The organism is Cellulomonas telluris (genome assembly GCF_004886325.1).
Lineage (GTDB): Bacteria > Actinomycetota > Actinomycetes > Actinomycetales > Cellulomonadaceae > Cellulomonas > Cellulomonas telluris.
In genome coordinates this window covers 294172-318889 of record NZ_QXFN01000001.1, presented here as the reverse complement: position 1 = coordinate 318889, position 24718 = coordinate 294172, and the positions used below count along the sequence as shown (strand labels likewise).

24 protein-coding genes are annotated in these 24718 nt (G+C 76.8%); 14 read left to right on the top strand and 10 right to left on the bottom strand.

All coding sequences use genetic code 11. From position 1 onward, the window contains the following. Positions 1-14 precede the first annotated feature (14 nt). Both FB586_RS01625 and FB586_RS01620 read left to right on the top strand, forming a co-directional pair. The gene (locus FB586_RS01625; protein ID WP_136517585.1) at positions 15-1274 is read left to right on the top strand and encodes an MFS transporter; all 1260 of its coding nucleotides are present in this window, start codon (positions 15-17) and stop codon (positions 1272-1274) included. Between the two features lie 164 nt (positions 1275-1438). Then, a complete protein-coding gene (locus FB586_RS01620) occupies positions 1439-2095 on the top strand; it encodes an HAD-IA family hydrolase (RefSeq protein WP_168800410.1) in 657 nt (218 codons plus the stop codon). 24 nt (positions 2096-2119) lie between these two features. Here FB586_RS01620 and FB586_RS01615 read toward each other — a convergent pair whose 3' ends face one another. Continuing rightward, on the bottom strand, positions 2120-2491 hold the full coding sequence (locus FB586_RS01615; protein WP_246036314.1) for a YciI family protein: 372 nt from the start codon (positions 2489-2491) through the stop codon (positions 2120-2122). Positions 2492-2668: 177 nt separating this feature from the next. On the opposite strand from FB586_RS01615, the gene FB586_RS01610 reads away from it, so the two are divergent. Both FB586_RS01610 and FB586_RS01605 read left to right on the top strand, forming a co-directional pair. Then, positions 2669-3133, top strand: coding sequence for an SRPBCC family protein (locus FB586_RS01610; protein ID WP_136517583.1), 465 nt, complete (start codon positions 2669-2671; stop codon positions 3131-3133). A gap of 175 nt (positions 3134-3308) precedes the next feature. Beyond that, entirely contained in the window at positions 3309-4730 is a 1422-nt protein-coding gene (locus tag FB586_RS01605) for an amino acid permease (RefSeq protein ID WP_136517582.1), read from the top strand. Here FB586_RS01605 and FB586_RS01600 read toward each other — a convergent pair. From FB586_RS01600 to FB586_RS01590, 3 genes are all read right to left on the bottom strand, one after another. Beyond that, positions 4727-5578, bottom strand: coding sequence for a MerR family transcriptional regulator (locus tag FB586_RS01600; RefSeq protein ID WP_136517581.1), 852 nt, complete (start codon positions 5576-5578; stop codon positions 4727-4729). The two genes, FB586_RS01605 and FB586_RS01600, sit on opposite strands and share 4 nt — an antisense overlap. Positions 5579-5656: 78 nt before the next feature. Continuing rightward, the gene (locus FB586_RS01595; RefSeq protein ID WP_246036305.1) at positions 5657-6889 is read right to left on the bottom strand and encodes an RNA polymerase sigma factor; all 1233 of its coding nucleotides are present in this window, start codon (positions 6887-6889) and stop codon (positions 5657-5659) included. A gap of 3 nt (positions 6890-6892) precedes the next feature. Beyond that, complete coding sequence (locus FB586_RS01590) at positions 6893-7303, bottom strand: YciI family protein (protein WP_136517580.1); 411 nt, start codon at positions 7301-7303, stop codon at positions 6893-6895. A 198-nt stretch (positions 7304-7501) separates the two neighbouring features. Here FB586_RS01590 and FB586_RS01585 point away from each other — a divergent pair, with 198 nt between their 5' ends. From FB586_RS01585 to FB586_RS01575, 3 genes are read left to right on the top strand one after another with little or no spacing between them, the layout of a single operon-like run. Beyond that, on the top strand, positions 7502-7987 hold the full coding sequence (locus FB586_RS01585) for a type III secretion system chaperone family protein (RefSeq protein WP_136517579.1): 486 nt from the start codon (positions 7502-7504) through the stop codon (positions 7985-7987). Beyond that, positions 7984-9882 (top strand): HSP90 family protein, encoded by a 1899-nt coding sequence (locus FB586_RS01580; protein ID WP_136517578.1) that lies wholly within the window; start codon positions 7984-7986, stop codon positions 9880-9882. The genes FB586_RS01585 and FB586_RS01580 overlap by 4 nt, the downstream gene beginning before the upstream one ends. Beyond that, positions 9879-11822 (top strand): hypothetical protein, encoded by a 1944-nt coding sequence (locus tag FB586_RS01575; RefSeq protein ID WP_136517577.1) that lies wholly within the window; start codon positions 9879-9881, stop codon positions 11820-11822. The genes FB586_RS01580 and FB586_RS01575 overlap by 4 nt, the downstream gene beginning before the upstream one ends. A gap of 141 nt (positions 11823-11963) precedes the next feature. Here FB586_RS01575 and FB586_RS01570 read toward each other — a convergent pair whose 3' ends face one another. After that, on the bottom strand, positions 11964-12575 hold the full coding sequence (locus FB586_RS01570; RefSeq protein WP_136517576.1) for a LysE family translocator: 612 nt from the start codon (positions 12573-12575) through the stop codon (positions 11964-11966). Positions 12576-12699: 124 nt separating this feature from the next. Between FB586_RS01570 and FB586_RS01565 the strand changes: the two genes are divergently transcribed. The 4 genes from FB586_RS01565 to FB586_RS20230 all read left to right on the top strand — a co-directional run bounded on the left by FB586_RS01565 (position 12700) and on the right by FB586_RS20230 (position 16432). Continuing rightward, positions 12700-13233: a PadR family transcriptional regulator gene (locus FB586_RS01565; protein WP_136517575.1), complete on the top strand. Its 534-nt coding sequence runs from the start codon at positions 12700-12702 to the stop codon at positions 13231-13233. Continuing rightward, positions 13230-13907: an ABC transporter ATP-binding protein gene (locus FB586_RS01560; protein ID WP_136517574.1), complete on the top strand. Its 678-nt coding sequence runs from the start codon at positions 13230-13232 to the stop codon at positions 13905-13907. Before FB586_RS01565 ends, FB586_RS01560 begins: the two co-directional genes overlap by 4 nt. Further along, complete coding sequence (locus FB586_RS01555; protein ID WP_136517573.1) at positions 13904-15841, top strand: ABC transporter permease; 1938 nt, start codon at positions 13904-13906, stop codon at positions 15839-15841. Before FB586_RS01560 ends, FB586_RS01555 begins: the two co-directional genes overlap by 4 nt. A 135-nt stretch (positions 15842-15976) precedes the next feature. Continuing rightward, on the top strand, positions 15977-16432 hold the full coding sequence (locus FB586_RS20230; protein WP_136517572.1) for a DUF1905 domain-containing protein: 456 nt from the start codon (positions 15977-15979) through the stop codon (positions 16430-16432). Positions 16433-16463: 31 nt separating this feature from the next. On the opposite strand, the gene FB586_RS01545 is transcribed toward FB586_RS20230, so the two are convergent. Beyond that, positions 16464-17738, bottom strand: coding sequence for a CE1 family esterase (locus FB586_RS01545; protein WP_136517571.1), 1275 nt, complete (start codon positions 17736-17738; stop codon positions 16464-16466). Positions 17739-17855: 117 nt separating this feature from the next. Next, on the bottom strand, positions 17856-18755 hold the full coding sequence (locus tag FB586_RS01540; protein ID WP_136517570.1) for an ArgP/LysG family DNA-binding transcriptional regulator: 900 nt from the start codon (positions 18753-18755) through the stop codon (positions 17856-17858). Between the two features lie 71 nt (positions 18756-18826). Here FB586_RS01540 and FB586_RS01535 point away from each other — a divergent pair, with 71 nt between their 5' ends. Next, entirely contained in the window at positions 18827-19441 is a 615-nt protein-coding gene (locus FB586_RS01535; protein ID WP_136517569.1) for a LysE/ArgO family amino acid transporter, read from the top strand. A gap of 3 nt (positions 19442-19444) precedes the next feature. On the opposite strand, the gene FB586_RS01530 is transcribed toward FB586_RS01535, so the two are convergent. Beyond that, complete coding sequence (locus tag FB586_RS01530; protein WP_222928257.1) at positions 19445-20239, bottom strand: glycoside hydrolase family 16 protein; 795 nt, start codon at positions 20237-20239, stop codon at positions 19445-19447. A gap of 83 nt (positions 20240-20322) precedes the next feature. Here FB586_RS01530 and FB586_RS01525 point away from each other — a divergent pair, with 83 nt between their 5' ends. After that, complete coding sequence (locus tag FB586_RS01525) at positions 20323-21453, top strand: alpha/beta fold hydrolase (protein ID WP_136517568.1); 1131 nt, start codon at positions 20323-20325, stop codon at positions 21451-21453. Between the two features lie 24 nt (positions 21454-21477). Here the strand turns inward: FB586_RS01525 and FB586_RS01520 are convergent, their stop codons facing one another. After that, positions 21478-22698 (bottom strand): AAA family ATPase, encoded by a 1221-nt coding sequence (locus tag FB586_RS01520; protein ID WP_136517567.1) that lies wholly within the window; start codon positions 22696-22698, stop codon positions 21478-21480. A gap of 96 nt (positions 22699-22794) precedes the next feature. Between FB586_RS01520 and FB586_RS01515 the strand changes: the two genes are divergently transcribed. Continuing rightward, positions 22795-23376 (top strand): dihydrofolate reductase family protein, encoded by a 582-nt coding sequence (locus tag FB586_RS01515; protein WP_136517566.1) that lies wholly within the window; start codon positions 22795-22797, stop codon positions 23374-23376. Between the two features lie 42 nt (positions 23377-23418). Here FB586_RS01515 and FB586_RS01510 read toward each other — a convergent pair whose 3' ends face one another. Then, positions 23419-24687, bottom strand: a complete 1269-nt coding sequence (locus FB586_RS01510) for an alpha-amylase family protein (protein WP_136517565.1) — start codon at positions 24685-24687, stop codon at positions 23419-23421. Between the last annotated feature and the right edge of the window lie 31 nt (positions 24688-24718).

Here is a 24718-nt window from a genome sequence, read left to right as displayed (position 1 = left end):
GCAGCACCGAGCCCGTGACGGGGCGCGCCGTCGACCACGGGCGGCTGCAGGGCCGCGTCGTGCGCGTGCTCGCCGCCGGGCAGGTCCTCGGCGGGCTCGGCACGGGAGCCGCGCTGGGCCTCGGGGCCCTGCTGGTCGCGGACGTCTCCGGGTCGCCCGCCTGGTCCGGCATGGCCGCGACGATGGGCACGCTCGGTGCCGCCCTGCTCTCCGTCCCGCTCGCGACGCTGGCCCTGCGGCGCGGACGGCGCGTCTCCCTCACCACCGGTGCGCTCGTCGCCGTGCTCGGCAGCCTCACGGTCGTCGCGGCCGCCGTCGCCGACCTGCTCGCGCTGCTGCTCGCCGGGATCCTCCTGCTCGGCGCCGCGACCACGCTGAACCTGCAGGCCCGCTTCGCCGCCACCGACCTCGCGGCGCCGGGCCGTCGCGCCCGCGACCTGTCGCTGGTGGTCTGGGCGACGACCGTCGGGGCCGTCGTCGGGCCGAACCTGTACGAGCCGGGGGAGGCGCTCGCGGGCGCCCTCGGGCTGCCGCCGCTCGCCGGCGGGTTCGTCATCGCGGCGGTCGCGCAGTCCCTCGGTGCGGTCGTGTACGTCGCGGGCCTGCGCCCCGACCCGCTGCTCGTCGCCGCGGCGGACGAGGCCGCACGCGTCCCCGCGGGCGGTGCGCCGACGCCCCGGGCCGGCGGGCTGCGCGTGCTGCGGGGCAGCGCCACCGCACGTCGGGCCGTGCTCACGGTCGCGCTCAGCCACGCCGTGATGGTGGCGCTGATGAGCATGACGCCCGTGCACCTGACGGGGCACGGCGCCACCCTCACGGCCGTCGGCCTGACCATCAGCCTGCACGTCGCGGGGATGTACGCGCTGTCGCCGCTGTTCGGCGGGCTCGCCGACCGCTGGGGACGGCACCGGGTCGTCCTCGTGGGGCAGGCGCTGCTGCTGGCGTCGCTCGTGCTCGTGCTCGTCGGGTCCGAGTCGCACACGGCCGTCGTCGTCGCCCTCGTCCTGCTGGGCCTGGGCTGGTCGGCGGCGACGGTCGCCGGCTCGGCGCTCGTCGTCACGGCGGTCGAGCCCCCGCAGCGGCCCGCGCTGCAGGGCGTCGCGGACGCGCTCATGAGCCTCGCGGGCGCGGTGGGCGGCGCGCTCGCCGGGCCGGTGCTCGCGTGGGTCGGCTTCTCGGGCCTGGCGGCCGTGCTGGTCGCGCTCGTCGCGGTGACGACGGCGGTCCAGCTCCGCCCGGCACCGACCCCGGCGACACCCGACCCATCCCGTTGACGCCTCGCACCCCGCCGCCTCCTCGCCCCGCGAGTTCGCCATCCCGACCCCAGTTCGCCACGCAGACCTGGCGAGGTCGAGCCGCACTGGCGAAGTCGCGGCGCCGCCACCCGGGCGGCGGCCGCGGGAGCGCCCCGGCGGGGGTCGTGTGCTGGGATCGGGGGGTGGACGTCACCCTGACCTGCCGGGCGTTGCTGCTGGACGTCGACGGCACGCTCGTGGACTCCGCGGACGCCGTGCGCGCCGCGTGGTCGGCCGTGGCGCAGGAGCTGGGGGCGGACCCCGAGGAGGTCGCGGCGGCGGCCCTCGCCCGGCGGGCGTCGGAGGTCGTCGAGGAGTTCTTCTACGCCGAGGACCGGCCGCACGCGCTGGACGCCTCGCTGCGCACGTCGGTCGCGTCGGCGCACCTCGTCCGGGCGCTGCCCGGCGCCGCGGACCTGCTGGCGTCGCTGCCGCCCGGGCGGTGGGGGTGCGTGACGTCCGGACGCCGCGAGATCCTCACCGCGCGCCTGCGCGGGGCGGGCCTGCCCGTGCCGGACGTGCTCGTGGCCGCGGAGGACGTCGGGCGCGGCAAGCCCGACCCGGAGCCCTACCTGCGGGGCGCGGAGCGGGTCGGGGTCGAGCCGGCGGACGCCGTCGCGCTCGAGGACACGCCCGAGGGGGTGCGGTCGGCCCGGGCGGCGGGGCTGCGCGTCGTCGGGGTGCTGGGCACGCACCGGCCGGACGACCTGCGCAGCGCCGGCGCGGACGCCCTCGTGGACGCACCCGGGCGGGTGGTCGTGACCGTCGACGGCGACCTCCTGCGCCTGACCGTCGCCTGAGACCCGCGCCCCGCGGCGCGCGCGTCACTGCACGGCGCGCACCTCGATCCGCGAGCCGAGCACGGCCGACGCCCGCTCGGCCCACGACACGGCGGCGTCCTCGTCGGCGACGTCGAGGATCCAGAAGCCGCCGACGTACGCGGGCGCCTCCACGAACGGGGCGTTAGTGCGCACCGGGACCTCGCCGGACGCGTCCACGGTGACCGCCGTCGACGGCGGCATCAGACCGCCCGCGTGCACGAGCGCGCCCGCGGCCGCCAGGTCGGCGTTCAGGTCGTTGACGGCCGCGACCAGCGCCTCGAGCTCGGCCGGGTCGGCCGCAGCCATCGACTCCATCGTGGGCTCCTCCGCGCTGTCGTGCGGCACGGTCAGGAAGTACTGGGGCATCGGGCTCATCCTCCGTCGTCGTGGTACCTGTGGGTGGCTCGACCCGGACGACGTGCCGGACTCGTCGCGCGGCGGGCCGCATCACCCGGACGAGTGAAGCGCGGCGGGGCCGACGAGGAGGCGGCGGCGCGCCGGTCGGTACGGATCGCGGCGAGGCGCCGCGCAGCACCGGGCGGAGGAGGCGGCATGAGCAGGACCGACGAGCAGCACCGGGTGGTGGCGGCACCGCCGGAGCGGGTCTTCCGCGCGTTCGTCGAGCCGGACGCGCTCGCGGCGTGGCTGCCGCCGGACGGCATGACCGGCGTGGTGGAGGAGCTCGACGCCCGCCCGGGCGGCCGGTACCGCATCGTCCTGACCTACGTCGACGGCGGCGGGCACGGCAAGACGACCGCCGACGCCGACGTCACCGAGGGGACGTTCGTCGAGGTCGTGCCGGGGGAGCGGGTGGTGCACGACGTCGTCTTCGTGTCCGACGACCCCGCGTTCGGCGGCACGATGCGCATGACGTGGTCGCTGGAGCCCGTCGACGGCGGCACCCGCGTGACGTTCCGCGCCGACGACGTGCCTCCGGGCATCTCCGCGCAGGACCACGCCGACGGGCTCGCGTCGTCGCTGGCCCAGCTCGCGGTGCTCGTCGAGCGGGACGTGTAGCCACCCCCGCCGAGCGCGCCACCTCTGGGTCGAGCGCGCCGGACACGAGTGGCGCGCTCGTGCGACGGGTGGCGCGCTCGGCGCCCGGGGGGCCGGCGGGAGGACCGGCCACGCACGGCGGCTACCGTGGTCCGTCGGCCGTCCGGCCACGCACCCCGCACCACCGAGGCACCCCATGACGTCCACGACCCCCGCCGGCCCTCCCGCGACGGGCACCGACCCCGCGACCGCTCCCGACGCCCCGCTGCGGCACGGGCTGCGGACGCGGCACCTGACGATGATGGGCCTCGGCTCCGCGATCGGGGCGGGCCTGTTCCTCGGCAGCGGCGTCGGCATCGCGACCGCCGGGCCGGCCGTGCTCGTCTCGTACGCGATCGCCGGCGTGCTCGTGGTGCTCGTCATGCGGATGCTCGCCGAGATGGCGTCGGCCGTGCCCGCCAGCGGGTCGTTCTCCGTCTACGCCGAGAGGGCGCTCGGGCGCTGGGCCGGCTTCACGCTCGGCTGGGTCTACTGGTTCACCATCGTCATGGTGCTGGGCGTCGAGGTGACCGGCGTCGCGCGGATCGTCACGGGGTGGCTGCCGGGCGTGCCGCAGTGGGCGGTCGCGCTCGTGGTCGTGGCGGTGTTCGCGGTCGTCAACCTCGTCGGGGTGCGGCAGTTCGGCGAGACGGAGTTCTGGTTCGCCGCGATCAAGGTCGTCGCGATCGTCGCGTTCCTCGTCGTCGGCGTCGCGCTGGTCCTCGGCCTGCTGCCCGGGACCGACCCCGTCGGCACGTCCGTCCTGCTCGTGGACGGCTTCGCGCCCACGGGCGTGGCGGGCGTCGCCGCCGGGCTCCTCGTCGTCGTCTTCGCGTTCGGCGGCATCGAGATCGTCACGATCGCGGCCGCCGAGGCCGAGGACCCGCAGCGGGCCGTGGCGCGCGCGACCCGCTCCATCGTCTGGCGGATCCTGCTGTTCTACGTCGGCTCCGTCGCGCTCATGGTGCTGCTGCTGCCCTGGGACGCACCCGCCCTCCAAGAGGGGCCGTTCGTCGCGGTGCTCGACCTCGCGGGCCTGCCCGGCGCTGCGCGGGTCATGGAGGTCGTCGTCGTCCTGGCGCTGCTGTCCGCGTTCAACGCCAACGTGTACGCGACGTCGCGCATGGCGTTCTCGCTCGCCGCGCGCGGCGACGGGCCCGCGGTGCTGCGCCGCGTGTCCCGCCGGGACGTGCCGTTCGTCGCCGTGCTCGTGTCGGTCGCGCTCGGTCTCGTCGCCGTCGGGCTGAACTGGCTGCTGCCCGACGCGCTGCTCGGCATCCTGCTCAACGCCGTCGGCGCGTCGCTGCTCGTCGTGTGGGTCCTCGTCGCGGTCGCCCAGCTGCGGCTGCGACCGCGCCTGGAGGCCGAGGCGCGCGCCGCCGGGCGCCCGCTGGAGCTGCGCATGTGGCTGTACCCGTGGCTCACGTGGGCCACGCTCGCCGCGCTCGCCGGCGTCGTGGTGCTCATGGCGACCGACACGGCGGCGCGCGCGCAGCTGCTCGCGACCACCGGGCTCGTGGCCGTGGTCGTCGCGGTGTACGGGGTGACGGCGCTGGTGCGGCGGCGGCAGGCACGCTAGCGCGGCGGCACCGCCTCGCCGGTGCCGAGCTCCACCTGCACCTCGACCACCCAGTCGCCCTGGTCCTCGCCGTCGGCCTCGAGGAAGTGCCACCGCCGCACGACCGTCCCGGGCGACGATCCGTGCGCGACGGCCCACGCGTCGAGGATCTCGACGGCGCGGCCCACGCCGTCCATCGGACCGTGGTGCACGACGGTCGCGACGCGTGCCGCGGGCAGGTGCGCGACCGTGAGCCCGGGGACGTCACCGACCGCCTCGAACCCGGCGAGGACGTGCACGGTCCCGTCGGTGACCGGCACGAACCGGCCCACGGGCGTCGTGCGGGACGCACCCGCCGCGTCGGCGAGGTCCGACGCCCGGGCGAAGAGGTCCTCGACGCGTCGCCCCCGCTCCGCGTCGTCGGCCAGCACGGCGGTCAGCGCCGCCACGCGCAGCGCGGGAACCTCGCGCGTGAGGACCTGCGGTCCGACCTCCGCCGCGTCCAGCAGGCGCAGGTGCGCGTCCAGCTGCACCAGGCGGTGCCGCACCTCCGCCTGCCGCCGCTCGAGCTCGGCTCGTCGTGTGAGCAGCAGGCGGCGCATCCCGTCCTCCGACAGGTCCCGCGCCAGGATGTCGCCGACCTCCCGCAGCGAGAACCCCAGCTCCTTGAGCGTCACCACCCGGCTGAGGTCGCGCAGCTGTCGCGTCGCGTAGCGGCGGCGCCCCGTGCGCGGGTCGACCTGCGCGGGACGCAGCAGGCCGAGCTCGTGGTAGTGGTGCAGCGTGCGGACGGAGACGCCGGCGGCGCGGGCCACGTCCCCGACGCCGAGGTGCAGGTCGTCGTCCGCACCGGTGTCGTGCGTCGTCATGTCGTGCCTCCCGTCGGTCCCACGTGTCAGCGTGGCCCCTCACGTCGCGTGAGGTGCAAGGGCCGGCTGCCGAGCCCGTCACCGCACCGGCCGCACCCGCCCCGCGCGGGCCCGTGCCGCCTCCAGCACGAGGTGGTCGCGCTCGTCGGCGCTGGTGGCTCGCCGGGCCGCCTCGGCGTAGGCGTCGGCCGCCGCGGGCAGGTCGCCCGCCAGCTCGTGCAGGTAGCCGCGCGTCGCGTGCCAGCGGTGCCGGTCACCCAGCACGTCGTGCACCCGCTCGGTCTCGCGCAGCCCGGCCGCCGGACCGAGCACGTGGCCGACCGCGACGGCGCGCGCGAGCACCGCCGCCGGGTCCTGCCGCGCCGGGTCCGGCGAGAGCGCGACCAGGTCGTCGTACCACGCGAGGACCTGCGGCCAGTCGGTCTCGGCGGCGCTCGCGGCGTCGTCGTGCAGGGCGGCGATCGCGGCCTCCACCTGGTGGCGTCCGGGGGGACGGTCGTCGGTCTGCTCCGCGAGCGCCTGCTGCAGGACGTGCACGCCCTCCGCGACCTCGTGCGCGTCCCAGCGGGAGCGGTCCTGGCGGTCGAGCGGCACCACCCGGCCCTCGTCGTCCCGCCGTGCCGCGCGCCGCGCGTGGTGCAGCAGCATGAGCGCGAGCAGGCCCCGCGCCTCCGGCTCGTCGGTCGCGAGCGTGAGCTGCCGCGTCAGCCGGATCGCCTCCGCTGCGAGGTCGACCCGGCCCGCGTGCCCGGTCGTGTAGACGAGGTACAGCACGCGCAGGACGACCGCGAGGTCACCTGGCCGGTCGAGCCGCTGCCCGCGCAGCGAGCGCTTGGCGCGGCTGATGCGCTGCGCCATCGTCGCCTCGGGGACGAAGAACGCGTCGGCCACCTCCCGGGTCGTGAGGCCGGCCACCGCGCGCAGCGTGAGCGCGACCTGCGACGCGGGCGGCAGGTCGGGGTGGCAGCAGCAGAACAGCAGGAGCAGCGTGTCGTCGGTCTCCTCCGCCGGACCGGGCGAGGGCTGCGTCTCGACGGCCTCCTCGCGCCGCCGCCGCGCCGCCTCGCTGCGGCGGGCGTCGACGAGGCGACGGACGGCGACCGTGGTCAGCCACGCGCGCGGGTCCCGCGGCGGGTGCTCCGGCCAGACCCGCAGCGCCTCGAGCAGCGCGTCCTGCAGCGCGTCCTCGGCGGCGTCGAAGTCCTCGCCGCGCCGCACCAGCCCGGCGAGCACCCGCGGGACGAGGGCACGCAGGGTGCCCTCGTCCAGGGGAGCCGCGGGGGCCGCCGGGACCCCGTCGACGTGGTCCACGCCTCAGTCGTCCGCGGGGGTCCCCGACATGACCTCGCGCACGTCGATCCACTCGTACAGCGGCGTCCCACCGGGCCCGGGCTCCGAGGACACGTACGCGGCGAGCTCGAGGGCCCGCTCGTAGGAGTCGACGTCGACCATGTACCAGCCGGCGACGAGGTCGCTCGTCTCCGGGTGCGGGCCGTCGGTGGTGACGGGTGCCGCGTCGGGCCCGCCGTAGCGCACCCACGTCTGCGCGGTCGTGAGGGCCTGCGCGTCCACGTACTCGCCGGTCTCCCGCAGCATGTCGGCGACGTGCCGCAGGAACGTCATGTGGGCCTCGACGTCCTCCGGCGCCCACCGGTCCATCGGCGGGACGGGCCGGTGCTGCTCGGGCGCGCCGCGGTAGTGCTTGAGGAGCAGGTACCTGGGCATGGGGTGCCTCCCGTGTCGTGGGCCGCGCCGGTCGCGGCCTCGCAGGGGGAGCGGAGCCGGTGGGCGGTTCTCGACATCGTGCCGCCCCGTGGACCACAGGTGTGAGGCGGGGACGTGACGCAGCACCCAGGTCTAGGCTCGACGCGGCGGCGGCCCCCGCGCCGCGCCACCCCAGCCGACCCCGACGGACGAGGACCCATGGGCTTCTTCACCAAGCCGACCGACATCCCCGACGCCGCCCTCGCGCCGCTCTCGCACGAGCGCCTCACCGCGACGCTCGAGGCCCGCGACATGCGCTACGGCGTCGACGACGACGGCGACGTCGGCGGCTACTGGGACGGGCACCTCTTCTACTTCTTCCGCCTGGGGGAGCACCGCGAGTACCTGCAGACCCGCGGCCGCTGGAACCGCCCCCTGCCCGTCACGGAGCTGGACCGCGTGACGCGCCTGGTGAACGACTGGAACGCCGAGCGGCTGTGGCCCAAGGGCTACGTGCGCGTCGAGGAGGACCAGCTCGGCGTGTACGCGGAGCACACCGTCGACTACGAGCACGGCCTGACCGACGAGCAGCTCGACCTGCACCTGGCCTGCGGCATCAGCACCGGCCTGCAGCTGTTCGCGCACCTCGACGAGGCGTACCCGGAGCTCGCGGCCGCCGCGCGCGCCGAGCTCGAGAAGGAGTGACGCACCCGCCCGCCCCGGCGGGCGGCGAGGCCGCGCAGGCGTTCCAGGTCGACCTGCGCGGCGTCGTCGACCTGCTCGCCCGGCACCTGTACTCGGGGCCCCGCGTGTACGTGCGCGAGCTGCTGCAGAACGCGGTCGACGCGGTCACGGCCCGCCGCGCGCACGAGCCGGACGCGCCCGCGCGCGTGCGGTTCCGCGGCGTGGACGGGGGCGGGCTGGAGGTCACCGACACGGGCGTCGGGCTGACGCCGGACGAGGCGCGCGAGCTGCTCGCGACGGTGGGCCGCAGCTCGAAGCGCGACCTCGAGCTGGGCGTCGGGCGGGCGGAGTTCCTCGGGCAGTTCGGCATCGGGCTGCTCTCGGCGTTCATGGTGGCCGACCGCATCGAGCTCGAGTCACGGTCGGCGGTGCACCGGGACGCGCCGGGCGTGCGGTGGGTCGGTCACGCGGACGGCACGTACGACCTGACGGTCCTGCCGCGCAGGGACGACGACCCCGTGGGCTCGACGGTGCGCCTCGCACCGCGCCAGGACATGGACCACTGGCTCGACCCCGGCACGGTCGCGGAGCTCGCCCGGGAGTTCGGCGCCCTCCTGCCGCTCGACGTGGCGGTCGAGGTGCCGCTGGGCGACGAGGCGCGGGCGTGGCGGCGGGTCAGCGAGCCCGAGCTGCCGTGGCGTGCCGCGTACGCGGACGACGCGGCCCGTGACCACGCGCTCGCGCGGTACTGCGAGCGCACCCTCGGCTTCACGCCGCTGACGCACGTCGACCTCGAGGTGCCGCTGGTCGGGCTCACGGGCGTCGCGTTCGTGCTGCCCACGGCCGTGCCGCCGGGCGGCGGCGGCACCCACCGCGTGCACCTCAAGCGGATGCTGCTGGGGGAGCGGGTCGCGGGGCTGCTGCCGGACTGGGCCTTCTACGTCCGCTGCGTCGTCGACGCCGACGGGCTGCGTCCCACGGCCTCCCGCGAGCAGCTCTACGACGACGAGGCGCTGCTCGTCGCCCGGGACGCGCTCGCCGCGCAGGTCCGCACGTGGACCCTGGACACCCTGCGGGCGGGCAGCGCGCTCGCGCGCGAGCTCGTCCGCACGCACCACCTGGCGATCCGGTCCCTCGCGCTCGTCGACGACGAGATGCTCGACCTCGCGGCGCAGGTGCTGCCGTTCGAGACGACCGACGGCACCCTCACGCTCGCCGAGGTCGCCCAGCAGGGCGGCACCGTGGTGCACACGACGAGCGTCGAGGAGTACCGGCGGGTCGCCCCCGTCGCGCGGGCCCAGGGCCTGCTCGTCGTCAACGCGGGGTACGTCTACGACGCGGACCTGCTGGCGCGGCTCGCGGGCCGGCGCGGGTGGGACGTGCGCCCGCTGCGGGCCGCCGACGTCGCGCAGGTGCTCGACCGGGTCGAGCCGCAGCGGGAGCTCGAGCTCCTCGACGCGGTGGACGCCGCCACGTCGGCCGTCCGGGACCTCGACTGCGAGGTCGTCGTGCGCCGCTTCGCCCCCGCCGACCTGCCGGCCGTGCTGCTGCAGGACCGCGACGACGAGCACCGGCGCGACGTCGCCCGCGCCGTCGAGGCGGCGGACGACCTGTGGGGCGGTGTCCTCGCGGGCCTCACCGCCGGGTCCGCGCCGGCCCCCGCACGCCGGCTCGTGCTCAACGACACCAACCCGACGGTCCGCCGCCTGCTCGCGGGTGCGGCGCGGCCCGAGGTCTTCGCGGCCGGTCTGCGGTCGATGTACGTGACGGCCGTCCTGCTGGCGGGCGAGCCGCTGCGCGCGCAGGACGCCGCGACCATGACGGCGGCCATGACCGTGCTGCTCGACGCGGGCCTCGGACCCGAGGGCGCGACCGGCGCGACGGGCACCGTCGCCCACGAGGAGGAGGAGCGGTGAGCCGCAGCCTGGACGAGGCCAACCGGGAGCTGTCCCGCATCCGCGACATGCCGTACGGCCTGGCGCGCACGCAGGCAGCCGAGCGGCAGGTGCGCCTGGTGGAGGCCGAGGGGCCGGACCGGGCGCGCGCGTACGCGCTGTCGGTGCTGCTGGAGTCGATGGTGTGGGGCGGTGAGGTCGAGCGCTCGTACCTGCCGTTCACGCAGCTCGTGCGCTGGTACGACGAGCACCCCGAGCAGTTCGACGACGCCGACCGGTACGCCATGTTCTGGTCGTTCAAGTGGATGGTCGGGCACCTGGGCGAGTTCCCGACCGTCCCGGCGGCGCAGATCGAGGCGACGCTCGACGACATGGAGCGGCGGTACGCGCTCGCGGGCCTCGGCCGGGACGCGGTCGCGTACGCGCGGTTCGCGTGGGCGGCGCGACGCGGCGCGGAGGACGTCGAGGAGGCGTACCGCACGTGGGTCGCGACGCCGCGGGACGACTACTCGCAGTGCGAGGTCTGCGACCCGGGCGACCGGGCGTCGCACCTGTTCGCCACGGGGCGGCTCGCCGAGGGCGTCCGGCTCGTGGAGGAGACCCTCGCGACGGGCGCGACGTGCGCGACCGAGCCGGCCGACATGCTGTCCCACCTCGCCCTCGCGCACCTCGACCTGGGGCACCGGGCGGAGGCGGCGCGCGCGCACCGGCGGGCGGTCGCCGCGCTCGCGGACGCGACGGGCGAGATGGCGGGGGCGCGGGGGCGGCGCGTCGTGCTGCTCGGACGGGCGGGCGCCGTGGCGCGGCTCGTGCGCGCGGTCGAGCAGGACGAGCGGCTGCTCCTCGAGGCGGAGACGCCGCGGGCACGGCTGGAGTGGCTGCTCGGCGTGGTCGCGGGGACGGCGGCGCTGCTGCCCGCGCACGCCGATGCGGCGGTGCGCCTGACGCGGGTGCCGGCGGCGACGGTCGCCGACCTGCACGGCTGGGCGGTCGGCGAGGCGGAGGCGCTGGCCGCCGCGTTCGACCTGCGCGACGGGGGCACGGCGCTCACGACGCGCCTGGCGGAGGCGCGCGCGACGCGGCCGCTCGACGAGCCGCTGGAGCTGGACGTCGTCGCGCTGCCCGGTGCGTCGGCGCGGCCGGTGGTGGACGCGACGGGGGCGGGCTCCGACGACGGCCCGGACGGTGCAGGCGCCGACGGCGACGAGCCGCTCCTCGCCCGCGCCGAGCGCCTTCTCGCCGACGGCAGCACCGAGGAGGCGGCCCGGGCCTTCGTCGCCGCCTCCACGGCCGCCGAGGAGGCCGGGCTGCTCGTCGACGCCGGGTACGCCGCGGCCGAGGCCGCGCGCTGCGCCCAGGTGCTCGGCGACGACGACACGGCTGCGGGCCTGTACGCGCACGCGGTCGCCCGCCTGCACGCGGGCGGTGCCGAGCCGGTGCAGGTCGTGCCGGTGCTCGTCGCGTGGGCGCCCGCGGCCGCGTCCGCGGGCACGCTGCCGCCGTACCTGGACGCGGTCGACGCCGTGCGTGCCGCGCTCGACGGCGACGACGCCGACGGCGCGCCCGACCCGGCCGGGCAGGCGCTCGCGGACCGACGCCGCACCGAGCGCCGCCGCGCCCTCGCGGACGTCGACGACGCCGCGGCCCGCGCGCTGGCGACCCTGGGCGGCGACGCGCGGACGCAGGACGCCGTCGACCGGGCCGTCCGCGCCGGCGAGGTGTACGCCTCCGTCGGGGCGGTCGCCGACGCGGCGCACGCGTTCTGGCTCGCGGGCCGCGTGCTCGACACGGCGGGCCGCCCCGAGGACGCGCTGCACCACCTCGAGTCCGCGGTCGAGGGCTTCGGCCTCGCCCGCGACCGCCGCACCCGGGCGCAGGCGGCCGACGACCTCGTCGCGCTGCTGCGCCGCACCGGGCAGGACGCCCGCGCGGAGGAGGTGCTGGAGGCGCTGACGCGCTGACCCGCGCGGCCCCCCACGACCCCGCCTCCTCCCGGCGAGTTCGCCACGTCGGCCCGAGGTCGCCAGGCCGACCTGGCGACCTTGGGCCGGGGTGGCGAACTCGGTGCCGGGGTGCCGGGGTGCCGGGGTGGCGGGCAGGCGTCAGCGGGTCTGCAGGGCCAGGCGTCCCGCGAGGACGACGTACGCGGCCGCGAAGCTGCGGCGCAGCGCCGACACCACCCGCGGGCGCTGGACGACGTGGCGGCGCACCGCCGACGCACCGAGCCCGTAGAGCGCGAACACCGCGAACGTCACCGCCATGAACACGAGGCTGAGCACCGCCATCCGCGCCGTCGCACCCGGGGCGTCCGCGGGGACGAACTGCGGCAGGAACGCGAGGAAGAAGATCGTCAGCTTCGGGTTCAGCAGGTTGAGCAGCACCGCGTCGCGCACGACCTGCCGCGCCGACCGCGGCGGCGCCCCCTCCTCGACGTGCAGCGGCGTGCGGTCCCGCCACGTCTGCCACGCCAGGTACAGCAGGTAGGCGACGCCCAGGTACGTGAGCGTCTGGAACGCCACGGCCGAGGCGTGCAGCAGCGCGGCGAGACCGGTGATCGCGGCGGCCACGTGCGGCACGACGCCGAGCGTGCAGCCGAGCGCCGCGACCAGGCTGCCCCGGGCTCCGCGCGCGAGGCCGGCCGCGATCGTGAACAGCGCGCCGGTGCCGGGAGTGGCGACGACGACGAGGGTGGTGACGAGGAACGCGACGCTCACGGGTGCTCCCGGCGGTGGCGGACGACGGCTCGACGCTAGCGGTCGCCGTCGAGCAGGGACAGGGGCAGCAGATCCGCTCGCGAACTACCCACTGAGTGCATACACCCGGTGTACTGTGACGCGCATGACGGTCCCGATGGCGATGCTGGCGTTCCTCGACGAGCACCCCGCGCACGGGTTCGCACTCAAGCAGCGGTACGACGAGCTGCTCGGGCACGAGCGCGAGCTGCGGTCCGGGCAGGTGTACTCCACCCTCGCCCGGCTCGAGCGCGACGGGCTGGCGCGTGGTGTGGAGATCGCCAAGGGGGAGGGGCCGGACCGCCGCGTGTACGCGATCACGCAGGAGGGGGTCGCCGAGCTCGAGCAGTGGCTCGCGACCCCGTACTCCACCCGGACGCGCCCCGGCGAGCTCTTCACCAAGGTCGTGCTCGCGCTCGTCTCGGGCCGCTCCCCGGAGGCGGTGCTCGCGGCCCAGCGGGCGCTGTACCTCACCCGCATGCGCGAGCTCACGTCGGCCCGGCACGCCGGCGACCTGGTCGACCGGCTCGCGGGCGACTACGAGATCGCGCACCTCGAGGCGGACCTGCGGTGGATCGAGACCGCGGCGGCACGCCTGCACGGCGGGGCCGACGGGCACGGGCCGGAGCGGGACCGGTGAGCGCCGTCCTGGCCGGAGAGGGCCTGTCGATCACGCTCGGAGGGCGGCGCGTCCTCGACGGCGTCGACGTCACGGTGGAGACGGGCGAGGTCGTCGCCGTCATGGGCCCGTCCGGTTCCGGCAAGTCGACCCTGCTGCACGTGCTCGCGGGCCTCCTGCGTCCGGAGTCCGGCACGGTCACGCTCGCCGGGTCGCGGCTCGACGACCTCCCGGACGCCGCGCGGTCCCGGCTGCGCCTGCGCCGCACGGGCTTCGTCTTCCAGTTCGGCGACCTCGTGCCCGAGCTCACCGTCGTGGAGAACGTCGAGCTGCCCCTGCGCCTGACCGGGGTCCCACGACGCGCCGCCCGGGACCGCGCCCTCGCGCTGCTCGACGAGCTCGGCGTCGCCGACGTCGCGTCCCGTCGCACGAGCGAGGTCTCGGGCGGGCAGGCGCAGCGCGCCGCCGTCGCGCGGGCGCTCGTGCACGAGCCCGCGGTCGTCCTGGCCGACGAGCCGACCGGCGCCCTCGACACGGTGACGGGCGAGCGCGTGCTGGAGGCGCTCGTGGCGGCGGCGACGTCCCGTGGGGCGGCGGTCCTGCTCGTGACCCACGAGCTGCGGGTCGCCGCGTGGGCGCGTCGCGAGGTGCACCTGCGCGACGGGCGCATCGAGACGCCGTCGGTGACGTGGTGAGGGCGCTCGTCGCCCTCGGGCTGCGGTTCGCGCTGTCCGGCGGCCGGCTGCGCTCCGCCGCCGTCGTCGTCGGGAACGCCGTGGCGGCCGCGCTGCTGCTCGCCGCGGCGGCTCTCCCCGCCGCGCTGCACCCGGCCGGCGACGTGGTCGACCCGGTCGAGCGGACGAACACGGCCGCCGTGCTGGCGTTCAGCCTCGTCCCCGCGGTGGTGCTCGTGCTCACGGCCGCGCGCACGTCGGGCGCCGCGCACGACCGCCGCGCGGCGGCGTTGCGCCTGCTCGGCCTCACGCGGACGCGGACGGTCGTCGTCGCCGCCGTGGAGAACGGGGTGCTCGGGCTCGCCGGGTCGTTGGTGGGGCTCGCGCTCTTCCTCGTGATGGCGCCGGTCGTGGACGCGGCGGTGGCGGCGGGGCCCGAGTGGTTCGCCGCGACGTTCGCGGCCACGCCGGCCGCGGCCGCGCTCGTCGTCGTCGCGACCACCGGTGCGTCGGCGCTCGTCGCCGCCGGGTCCACCGCGCGCTCGACCCGGCGGCCGCTCGCGGACCGGGCCGAGGGGACGCCCCGCGTCCTGAGCCCGTGGCGTCTCGTGCCGGCCGCGCTCTCGGTCGGCGCGTTCGTGCTCGTCGTCGAGGAGTCCGGTACCGCGGCGTGGCTGCGCTCGGACGCCGGCGTGCTCCTCCTGGTGGCGGGTGCCGTCGTCGGCGCGGTGGCGGTCGCGGTGGTCACGCCCCTGCTCGCCGCATGGTGCGCGGGCCTGCTCGTCCGCACGCGCGCGGTGCCGGCGGTCCTCGCCGGACGCGCCGTCCAGGGGGAGCCGGCGGCGACGGGCCGGCTCGTCTCGGGCGTCGGCGTGGCGGTCTACCTCGTGCTCGCCGCGCTCGCCGTCCTCGCCGCCTACGAGTCGACGCCGCAGTACCGCTACGCGCTCCAGACGATCCGCCAGGGGCCGCAGCCGGTCGTCGTCGGGCACGAGTGGGACGGCCGCGGCGGGCGTGTCGCTCCCGTCTCCGACACGGAGCTCGCCGCCCTCGCCGCGGTGCCCGGGGTGCAGGCGGTGGTCCCGCGCTACACCGCGGAGGTGGAGGGGTGGTGCTCGCCCCAGGCGCCGTGCGCGGCCGAGGTCTTCGTCGGGACCTGCGACGACCTCGCGCAGCTCATGGTGGCGGAGGGGTGCCACGACGACCGGGCGGCCGTGGTCACCGTCGACCGGTACGAGGGCACCACGAACGGCATGCCACCCGTGCTGCCGGAGCGCGCGTCGGAGTCGTCGGCGCAGGTCCGGTTCGGTGCCGACGGCCCCGACGTCACCGTCCCGCTGGGCGAGCCGGTGGTGCAGGACTCCGCCGCCACGCAGGAGCGCTGGGTGTACCAGTCCTCCGTCACCGTGTTCGTGCCCCGGTCCGTGGCGGAGCGCGCGGGCGTGGGACCGAGCTCGGCGCTCGTGGTCGCCGACGGCGGGCTGGCCGTGCAGCGGGCCCTCGCTGACGCCGCGCCCCCCGGCCTCGTCGTCCAGCCGTACCCGCTCCACGACTACGACGCCGTGCAGCGCGTGCGCGTGGTGGTCACGACGCTCTCGGCGATCGTGATCGGCGCCGGGCTGCTCAGCCTCGCGATGGTGGCGGTGGACCGCGCGGTCGAGCGACGGCGGGCCGTGGCGCGCCACGTCGCCGTCGGGGTGCCGCCCCGGGTCCTGCGGACGGCGCAGCTCCTGCAGACGCTGCTGCCGCTCGTCGTCGCGGTCGCGCTCGCGGCGGCGCTGGGGTCGCTCATGGTGCGCGCGTACGCGGCCCTGTCGGGCTGGCCGCCGCTCGCCGACAGCACGCAGCTCGGCCTCGTCGCGGCTGCGACGCTGGCGGGTGCGGTCCTCGTGTCCCTGACGACGGTCCCGGTGGTGCGGGCGCGGGTGACCGCGGACCTGCTGCGGCGGGAGTGACGCTCCCTGCGTGACAGGCCGCGCGGGTGTGCCGACCCGGGTCCTCCAGCGCCCGCCCGGGTCGTCCGCGTGGTCCGCGACCTGCCGGGACGGGCGGGGGTTCCCGGTGTCCGGGGCCGGTGCCATGCTCGCCGGGTGGAGCTGCGGTTCGGCGGTGAGGTCGTGTGGTGGCGCGGGCCCGCGCCGTTCCACTTCGTCGCGCTGCCCGAGCCCGAGGCAGCGCGGCTGCGCGCCGTGGCGTCGCGGGTCACCTACGGCTGGGGGTGCATCCCGGCGACGGTGACCCTGGGCGCGACCACGTTCACCACGTCGATCTTCCCCAAGGACGGCGGCTTCCTGGTCCCGGTCAAGACGGCCGCCCGCCGGGCCGAGGGCGTCGAGCTCGGGGACGAGGTGGCGCTCGTCGTCGTCGTGGACGACCCCGACGGGCCGGCGGACGACGCCGAGGACCCGCAGGACGCCGTCCCCGTCACGCGTCGCGCGCCCCGGCACGACCCGGCTGACGACGACGACTACTTCGACCCTGCCGCCGATCCCGCTGCCGGCCCCGCCGCCGGCCGGGGCGCGGACGCACCGACGGCCGCCGGCTGACGAGCGCCGGCGGCCGTCGGGCTCCTCCCCCTCAGGAGCTCGTGCAGGTCAGGGCGGGGTTCGGGGGCGTGCCGCTGCCGAGCAGACCGAAGGACGCGGTGCCGCCGGCGGCGAGCCGCCCGTTCCAGGCGGTGCTGCGGACGACGACGAGGTCACCCTGCGGCTGCAGCGTGCCGTTCCACACCTGGTCGACCCGCTCACCGGAGGGACGCCAGCTCACGCTCCACGACGTGGACGGGGAGCCGGCGCGGACGGTCACCTCGCCCTGGAACCCGCCGGGCCAGGAGTTCACGGTCCGGTAGGTGGCGGTGCAGGCGCCCGCGGGCGGCGGGGTGGTGGGGCCGGCGGTGGGCGTGGCCGTCGGGGTGGCCGTCGGTGTGGTGGTGGCGGTGGGCGTGGGGGTCGGCGACGCCGTCGGGGTCGTCGACGTCAGCGACGTGAAGAACCGCCAGATCTCGCCCGGCACCCACGACTGCTGCTGCCCGCGGTCGCGGGCGTCCCACTGGTGCCCGCTGTCCGACGCGATCCACACCACGGGGTAGCCCTCGCGGCAGGTGTACGCGGTGCGCACGTGCGTGCGGCTGCCGGCAGCGGGTTCCGGCGCCTGCTGCGCCTGGCACCCGTTGGTGCGCAGGGCGCGGTCCCGCAGGGCGCGGCCCTGTGAGATGTTGAGGACGTCGTCGACGACGCCGTGCGAGCCGAGGTAGGCGATGGGCTGCGTGCCGCCGGCGCACCCGGACAGCTGCGCCCCGTTGAGGACGGCGACGGCGCGGAAGACGTCGGCCCGGGCGCACGCGAGTGCGTTGCTCATGCCGCCGCCGTAGCTGAACCCGGTGGCGAACCGCTGGGTGGTGTCGATGCACAGCGCCCGCTCGAGCGTGCGCAGGATGTCGTCGACGAACGCGACGTCCTGGCCGCCGCTGTTGGGCCACGCGTTGTCGATGCCCTGCGGCGCGACGAAGACCGTGCTGGTCCCGGCGAGCGGCTTCAGGCCGTAGAAGCCCTGGTTGACGACGTCGGCCGCGGTGCCGTGCCACCAGTGCAGCCCGACGACCAGCCGGTACGGCCGGTTCGGGTCGTAGCCGGCGGGCACGTCGAGGCGGAACGTGCGGGACTGCCCGCCGCTGGTGATCGTGTGGGTGCCGGTGGCCAGCCCGGCGGGTCGGCCGCAGCCCGCCGTGGCGGCAGCGGGGGCGGGGGCGCCCGGCAGCGCCGACGCGGGCGCGGTCAGGCCGACGACGGCGAGCGCGGCGACCGTGAGGGCCAGCACGGTCCGACGGGCTCGGGACGGGGTGGGGTGTCGCACGGTGGCTCCCTCCGGCGCGGGCGCCCGGCGTCGTCGCCGGGTGGCACGGCGGTCGGACGACCGCCGGCCCGGCGAATCTATCGATAAACCACGCCGGCGAGGACGGGGCGAAACGGTTCACGACGCTGCCGGACCTCGCGCGCCCCGCAGCGCCGCCCGTGCCCCGCGCCGCACGTGGTCGGCGACGGCGTCCAGCGCCTGCGTCCGCAGCGACCACTGCTGCCAGAACAGCGGCACCTCGACGCCCGGCCCGTCGTCGAGCAGGACGAGCCGGCCGGCGGCGACGTCGTCGGCGCTCTGCTGGTCGGGCAGCATGCCCCAGCCGAAGCCGAGCCGGATCGCCGTCGCGAAGTCGGCCGACGCGGGCACCAGGTGGCGCGGCGGGGCGAGCGGGTCGACGCCGGCGCGCTCGAGCCAGCGGTCCTGGAGCCGGTCGGCTGCGTCGAAGACGACGACCGGTGCCGCGGCCAGCGCCGCCGGTCCCACGCCGTCCGCGAACCAGCGGTCCCGGAAGGCGGGCGCCGCGAACGGGCGGTAGCGCATGACGCCGAGCGGCTCGACGGAGCAGCCCTGCACCGCCGTGCGCTCGGCCGTCACCGCGGCCATCACCGACCCGTCCCGCAGCAGCGTCGCCGAGCGGTCCTGGTCCTCGCGCACGAGCTCGACCACCACGCGGTCCGCGAGCGGGGCGAGGGCCGGCAGCAGCCACGTCGTCAGGGAGTCGCCGTTGACGGCGAGGGGGACGCGGGGCACGCGGGGCGCGGCGAGGTGGCGGGTGGCGTCCTCGGTGAGGGCGTCGAGCTGGCGGGCGAGCCGGACGAGCGGCTCGCCCGCCGCCGTCGGGCGCACCGGCCGCTCGCGGCGGAGCAGCACCGCGCCGACCTGCTGCTCGAGCGCCTTGATCCGCTGGCTCACCGCCGACGGGGTCACGTGCAGGGCGCGTGCGGCGGCGTCGAGCGTGCCGAGGTCGGCCGCGGCGGCGAGCGCGCGGAGCTGTCCCAGGTCCCAGTCCGGCATGAAGCCACGCTAACGGTGCGTGAGGAACTGTCGCTGGAGTTCACGCCGCCGCGGCACGTACCGTCGCCGACGTGGGATGGACGGCAGCGCTCGCGGGCGCGGGATTCGGCTTCGCGCTCATCGTGGCGATCGGCGCGCAGAACGCGCACGTGCTGCGCCAGGGGCTGCGCCGCGAGCACGTCGGCCTGGTGGTGGCGATCTGCGCGCTGTCGGACGTCGTCCTCATCGCGGTCGGGACGGCGGGCGTCGGTGCCGTGATCGCGGCGAGCCGCACCGTCACCGTCGTCGTCACCGTGCTCGGGGCGCTGGTCCTGCTGGGCTACGGGTTCCTCGCCGCCCGCCGGGCGCTGCGCCCCGGGGAGGCGCTCGTCGCCGACGCGCGCGGCACCGGCCTGAGCACGGGCGCCGCCGTCGCGACCACGCTCGCGCTCACGTGGCTCAACCCGCACGTCTACCTCGACACCGTCGTGCTCCTGGGGTCCGTCGCCGCGGGCCACGGGGACGAGCGGTGGTGGTTCGCGATCGGCGCGGCCGTCGCGAGCATCGCCTGGTTCACCGGCCTCGGCTTCGGCGCGGCGGCGCTGCGTCCGCTGTTCGCGCGGCCGGGCGCGTGGCGCGTGCTCGACTCGGTGATCGCGCTCGTCATGGTCGCGATCGCAGGGCGGCTGGTCGCGGAGGTGCTGTAGCGGTCAGAGCCGGTCGCGCCGCCGCCAGTGCCGCACGTGGTGCACGTCGGCGACGAACGGCAGCGCGGCCGTGTCGCGGGGGGTCCCGGCGACCGGCAGCTCGTAGACGTCGAGCATGAGCTGCACCGGGTAGCCGATCCGCTGCCGGACGGTGTGCACGAGCCGGCCGTCGACGTGGAAGCGCAGCTCGTCGTCGTCCCACTGCACGGCGTAGTCGTGCGGCGCCGTGAGGTCGCCGTCGACCCGCACCTTCACGAAGTCGTCCCTCAGGCGGGGGTCGTGCTGGGCCTTGACGCCGACGCCGACGAGGCCGCCGGTGTCGTCCATCTCGCTGCCGAACACCTCGGCGACGCAGATCTCCCCGCTGTCCTCCGGCCGGTCCTCGACCCCGACCGGCCAGAACGCCACGAGTGCCGCCGGGTGCCGCACGGCCGTCATGCGCACCTCGAGCACGCCGTCGCGCACGAGCCACCCGCGGTGCTCCGGCTGCTCCTCGCGCACCACGAGGCCGTCGCGGAACCGGTGCTGCCCGCGGCCGGACCCGACCGGACCCGACACCTGGCCCGTCTGCAGGTGCGAGACCCGCACGTCCCCGTCCCACTCCGGCGCCCACGGCTCCGTGCCCGCCTCCACGCGCAGCCGCAGCCGTCCGCCGCCGACCTCGTACCGCGCCGCCGTCGTCGCCCGCGAGGACCAGTGCGGCAGGTAGTGCGGCCACCACCGGTCGGTGTCGAGCCGGTCGGCGTCGAACTCCTCCGCCGCCACGAGCACGTACCCGCTCAGGTCGAGGTCGTCCACGCGGCAACGGTAGGCGGGACCACCGACGCGACGGGCACGCGCGGAGGTGTTGACGGCTGCAGCGCGGCGAGGAGACTGGACGGATGGGCCCGGGGCCGGCGCCGCCTCCCGCGAGCTGCCCGATCCACTGGCAGCCCCAGGCGCTCGCGCCCGTCTTCTGGGGCGTCCGCTCCGTCGGCCCGGGCGACGGCGCCCCGGTCGACCTGCGCATCTTCTTCCCGAGCCTCGACGGGGCGGTCGAGAGCGCGCCGATCCTGGCCGGCTGCGGCCGCTACCCGCTCGTGCTGCTCGCGCACGGGCACTGCCACGGCGACCCGCAGCACTTCCGGCGGTGGTTCCTGATCCCGGCCTTCCTCGCCCGCAGCGGATACGTGGTGGTCGTGCCGCACCTGGCGGGCAACGCCGGTGGAGCGAACCCGTCGGTGCCCGAGCACCCCGACGAGGCGACGCTCGCGGCGGTCGAGGCGTGGGCCCGCACGGGGTGGGAGCACGCCGACGTGCTCCTGCCGCCCCCGGCGACCGGCGTGGTGGGGCACAGCTTCGGTGCGCTGGTCGCCGCGCGGTACGCGGTCGGGCGTCCGGTGTCCGCGTACGCGGGCCTGAGCGGGCGGTGGCAGGACTGGTTCGGCGCCGAGCCCTTCCCGTTGCCCCTCCTGACCGTCCCCTCCCTGCTCACGTGGGGCGCCGAGGAGTTCCTCGTCCCCCTGCCGGATCCGCAGTGGCAGGCCATGGCCCGACCACGACACCGGGTGGTGTTCGCCGAGGGACAGCACTGGGACTACCTCGGCACCGACCGGCCGCCGTGCGCTCCGCCGCCCACCTGCCCGGGCATCCGCGGCGCCGTCGCCGACCTGGTGACGATGTTCCTGGCCCGCTACCTGCCGCCGGAGCTGGCCACGAACCTGGCGTCCGAGGTGCCCGTCGACCTGGAGCCGCCCGACCTCGTGCTGACCCGCGAGCAGGAGTTCTTCGCGGGCGGGTTCCTCGGCGGGTGGGAGGCGCTCGTCGCGAGCGGCGGCGCCTGCGGCGAGGTGGCCGTGTCGCAGGCCACCGAGCGCCTCCTCGCCAACCGCCGCACCCGGGAGACGCACTCGCTGGACCACCCGTGCGCGTTCGTGGACGACATCGCCCTGCGCAACCGCGTGCCCGTGGGCGCCCGGCCCGCCGGCTTCCGGTGGTGCGACCTCTGCTTCCCGGCGCGCGCGGACGGCTGACGGCGCGGGTCGACGCGCCGGTCCTCACCGCCCCGGCCAGTGCCACGCGGGCTGGTCGAGCAGGCCCTCGCGGCCGGCGACCACCGTCTCGCCGAGGTCCTTCTCGAGCACGACGTGACGCGTGTCCGCCGGGGCGTCCGGGTCGGCGACGAGCGCGTCGACCAGCGCCCGTGCGTGGCTGACGACGACGACCTGTGTCCGCCGCGCCGCCGCGGCGAGCAGGTGCGCGAGCGCCGGCAGCAGGTCGGGGTGCAGGCTCGTCTCCGGCTCGTTGACGACCATGAGCGCGGGCGGGCGCGGCGTCAGCAGCGCGGCCGCCCACAGCAGGAACCGCAGCGTCCCGTCGGAGAGCTCGGCGGCCGTGAGCGGGCGGAGCAGGCCCGGCTGGGTCATCGTCACGGTCGCCTGGGCGTCGGTGCCCCCGATGCCGACGACGGCCCCGGGGAACGCGCGGTCCACGACGTCGTCGAGCTCGGCGCCGCCGCCGAGGTACCGGATGGTCGCGAGGGCGCCGGCGAGGTCGTGCCCGTCGGCGGCGAGCACCGGCGTGCGCGTCAGCACCGAGCCCCGCCGGGCGGGTGCGCCCGCGTCCGTGCGGACGTGGTCGTAGAACCGCCACGCGCGCAGCCGCTCGCGCACCAGCAGCACCTGCGGAGCGCCGAGCGGGTCGACCAGCTCGGTGAGCAGGCTGTCGGTCGGCCCGGGCTGCAGCGGCACCTGCACCCAGTCGTCGTGGGCGTCGCGTGCCCGGACCGACGGCCCGCGCCGCTCGGCGACCACGTCGCGCGGGCGGGGCGCGTCGCCCACCCACACCGTCTCGACCTTCACCTCCGGGTCGCGCACGAACGGGGAGTGCTGGTCCAGCTGCGGGAGGCCGACGTCCACGGCGTACCCGAACGCGACGTCGTCGTCGGGGAGCCGCCCCCGCACGTGCCCGGGCCCGTGCTGCACGCCGAGCCGCAGCCGCACCGGCCCGGTGCGCCAGGTGCCCTCGACGGGCGCCCGCCCCTCGCGCACGGCCCGGCCGATCCGCTCCGGGCCCGCCCACAGCGTCGAGGAGAGCCCGCCCTCCTGCGCGAGGGTGGACGCGAACGCACCCGTCGCGCACGCCTGCAGCAGCCGGAGCGAGCGGTACAGCGACGACTTCCCGGACCCGTTGCCGCCGGTGACGACGGTCAGCGCGCCCGGCTCGAGCACGAGGCTGCGCAGCGAGCGGTAGCCCTCGACGGCGACGGTCCGGATCACGCGGCCACCGTAGGGGCGACCACCGACGCCCGAGGCGATGAGTCCCGCCTGCGCGGCCGGTCTGCACCCACGACCGCGCCGCCCGGGAGGACGACCATGACCGCGACCTACACCTTCGACGTCTTCACCAGCCTCGACGGCTTCGGCTCCTACGCGCCGCCCGGTGACTGGGGCGGCTACTGGGGCAAGCAGGGGCCCGAGCTGCTCGAGCACCGCCTCGCGCAGTACGACGGCGAGCAGCGCCTGGTCCTCGGCGCGACGACGTTCCGCGAGTTCGTCGCGATGCTCGCCGGCAGCACCGAGGACTCCGACGTGCGCGACCCGTGGGTGACCCGCATGCGCCACCTGCCGACGACCGTCGTGTCGTCGACGCTGTCCGGGCCGCTCGACTGGCCCGACGCCACCGTCGCGCGCGGGGACGCGGCCGAGGTCGTCGCGCGGCTCAAGGAGGAGTCGGACGTGCCGCTGCGCTCGCACGGCTCCCTGTCGCTCAACCGCGCCCTGATGGCCGCGGGCCTGGTGGACCGGGTGCAGGTCACGATCTTCCCGGTCCTGACGGGCCGGACGGGGACGGCGCCGGTGTTCGCCGGCGCGGACGACTTCGACCTGGAGCTGCTCGGGAGCCGCGTGCTCGACGGCCGCACGCAGGAGCTCGTGTACCGGCCGACCCTGCGCTGAAGGCCGGGTGTCACGCAGGGCCCGGGGCCGGCGCGGGAGGCGTCACCCGAAGGCCCAGACCACCGTCCCGCCGTCCCGCACCACCGCCCGCGGGCGGCCCGTCACGTCCAGCTCGACCTGCAGCCGGTGCGCCCCGTCGGACGAGGTCGCCGTGTACCGGTACCGCTCGTTCGTGAGCTCGTCGGCCCGGGTGCGGGCGCGGACGAGCCACGGGTGCTGCCGGCGCAGCGCGATCAGCGCCCGGTGCGCGTGCAGCAGGTCCTGGCCGGGTGCGGACGGGTCCGGCGGCGCGTCCGGCAGGGCCGGCCGGACCGCGTCGTCCCCGCCCTCCCGCTCCTCCTTCAGCCCCGTCCACCCCAGCTCGTCGCCGTAGTAGACGGACGGCACCCCGCCCACGGTCATGAGGACGACCAGCGCGAGCACGGCGGCGTCCGCCCCGACCTGCGTCGCGATGCGCGTGACGTCGTGGTTGCCGACGAAGGTCTGCGGCAGGAAGGCGTCCAGCAGCTCGGCGTGCCGCTGCAGGGCCCAGTCGAGCTCGAAGAAGTTGCGGTCGCGCAGGCTGCTCCAGGTGGCCTTCCACAGCGGGTACTGCGTGACCGAGTCCATGCCGGAGTCGCGCACGGTTGCGGCGTAGTCGCCGTGGATCACCTCGCCGACCACCCACGCGCCGGGGTGCTTCTCGCGCACCCGCGGCAGCACGCGCGCCCAGAACGCCGGCGGCACCGCGTACGCCGCGTCGAGCCGCCACCCGTCGATGCCGCGGTCGAGCCAGTGCGTCATGACGTCGGCCACGAGGTCCGCGACCGCGGGCTCGTCGTGGTTCAGCTTCACGAGCGCGCGGTGGCCCTCGAAGTCCGCGGTCCGCGGGCCGCCGGGCGCGTCCCAGTCCACGGCCAGCCAGGACGCGCGGGGTCCGTCGCGCCCCTCGGCGAGCACCTGCGCGACCAGCGGGTGCTCGGCGCCGACGTGGTGGAAGACGCCGTCCATGAGCACGCGGACCCCGCGCTCGCGGGCGGCGGCGAGCAGCGCGTCGAGGTCCTCCTCCGTGCCCAGGCGCGGGTCGACGCGGTAGTGGTCGGTGGTGTCGTACCCGTGCGTCGACGACGCGAAGACCGGGCCGAGGAGCAGGCCGTTCGCGCCCAGCGCGACGACGTGGTCCAGCCAGGGGAGCAGCCGGCGCAGGCGGTGCGGCTCGGGGTCGCTGTCCGGCTCGCGGATCGGCGCGCCCACGGCCCCGAGCGGGTACACGTGCCACCAGATCGCGTGCTCGACCCAGGCGCGCGCGGAGGGGACGTCGGTGCTGGTCACGTCCTTACCCTGCCCCGGCGCACCGTCCGGC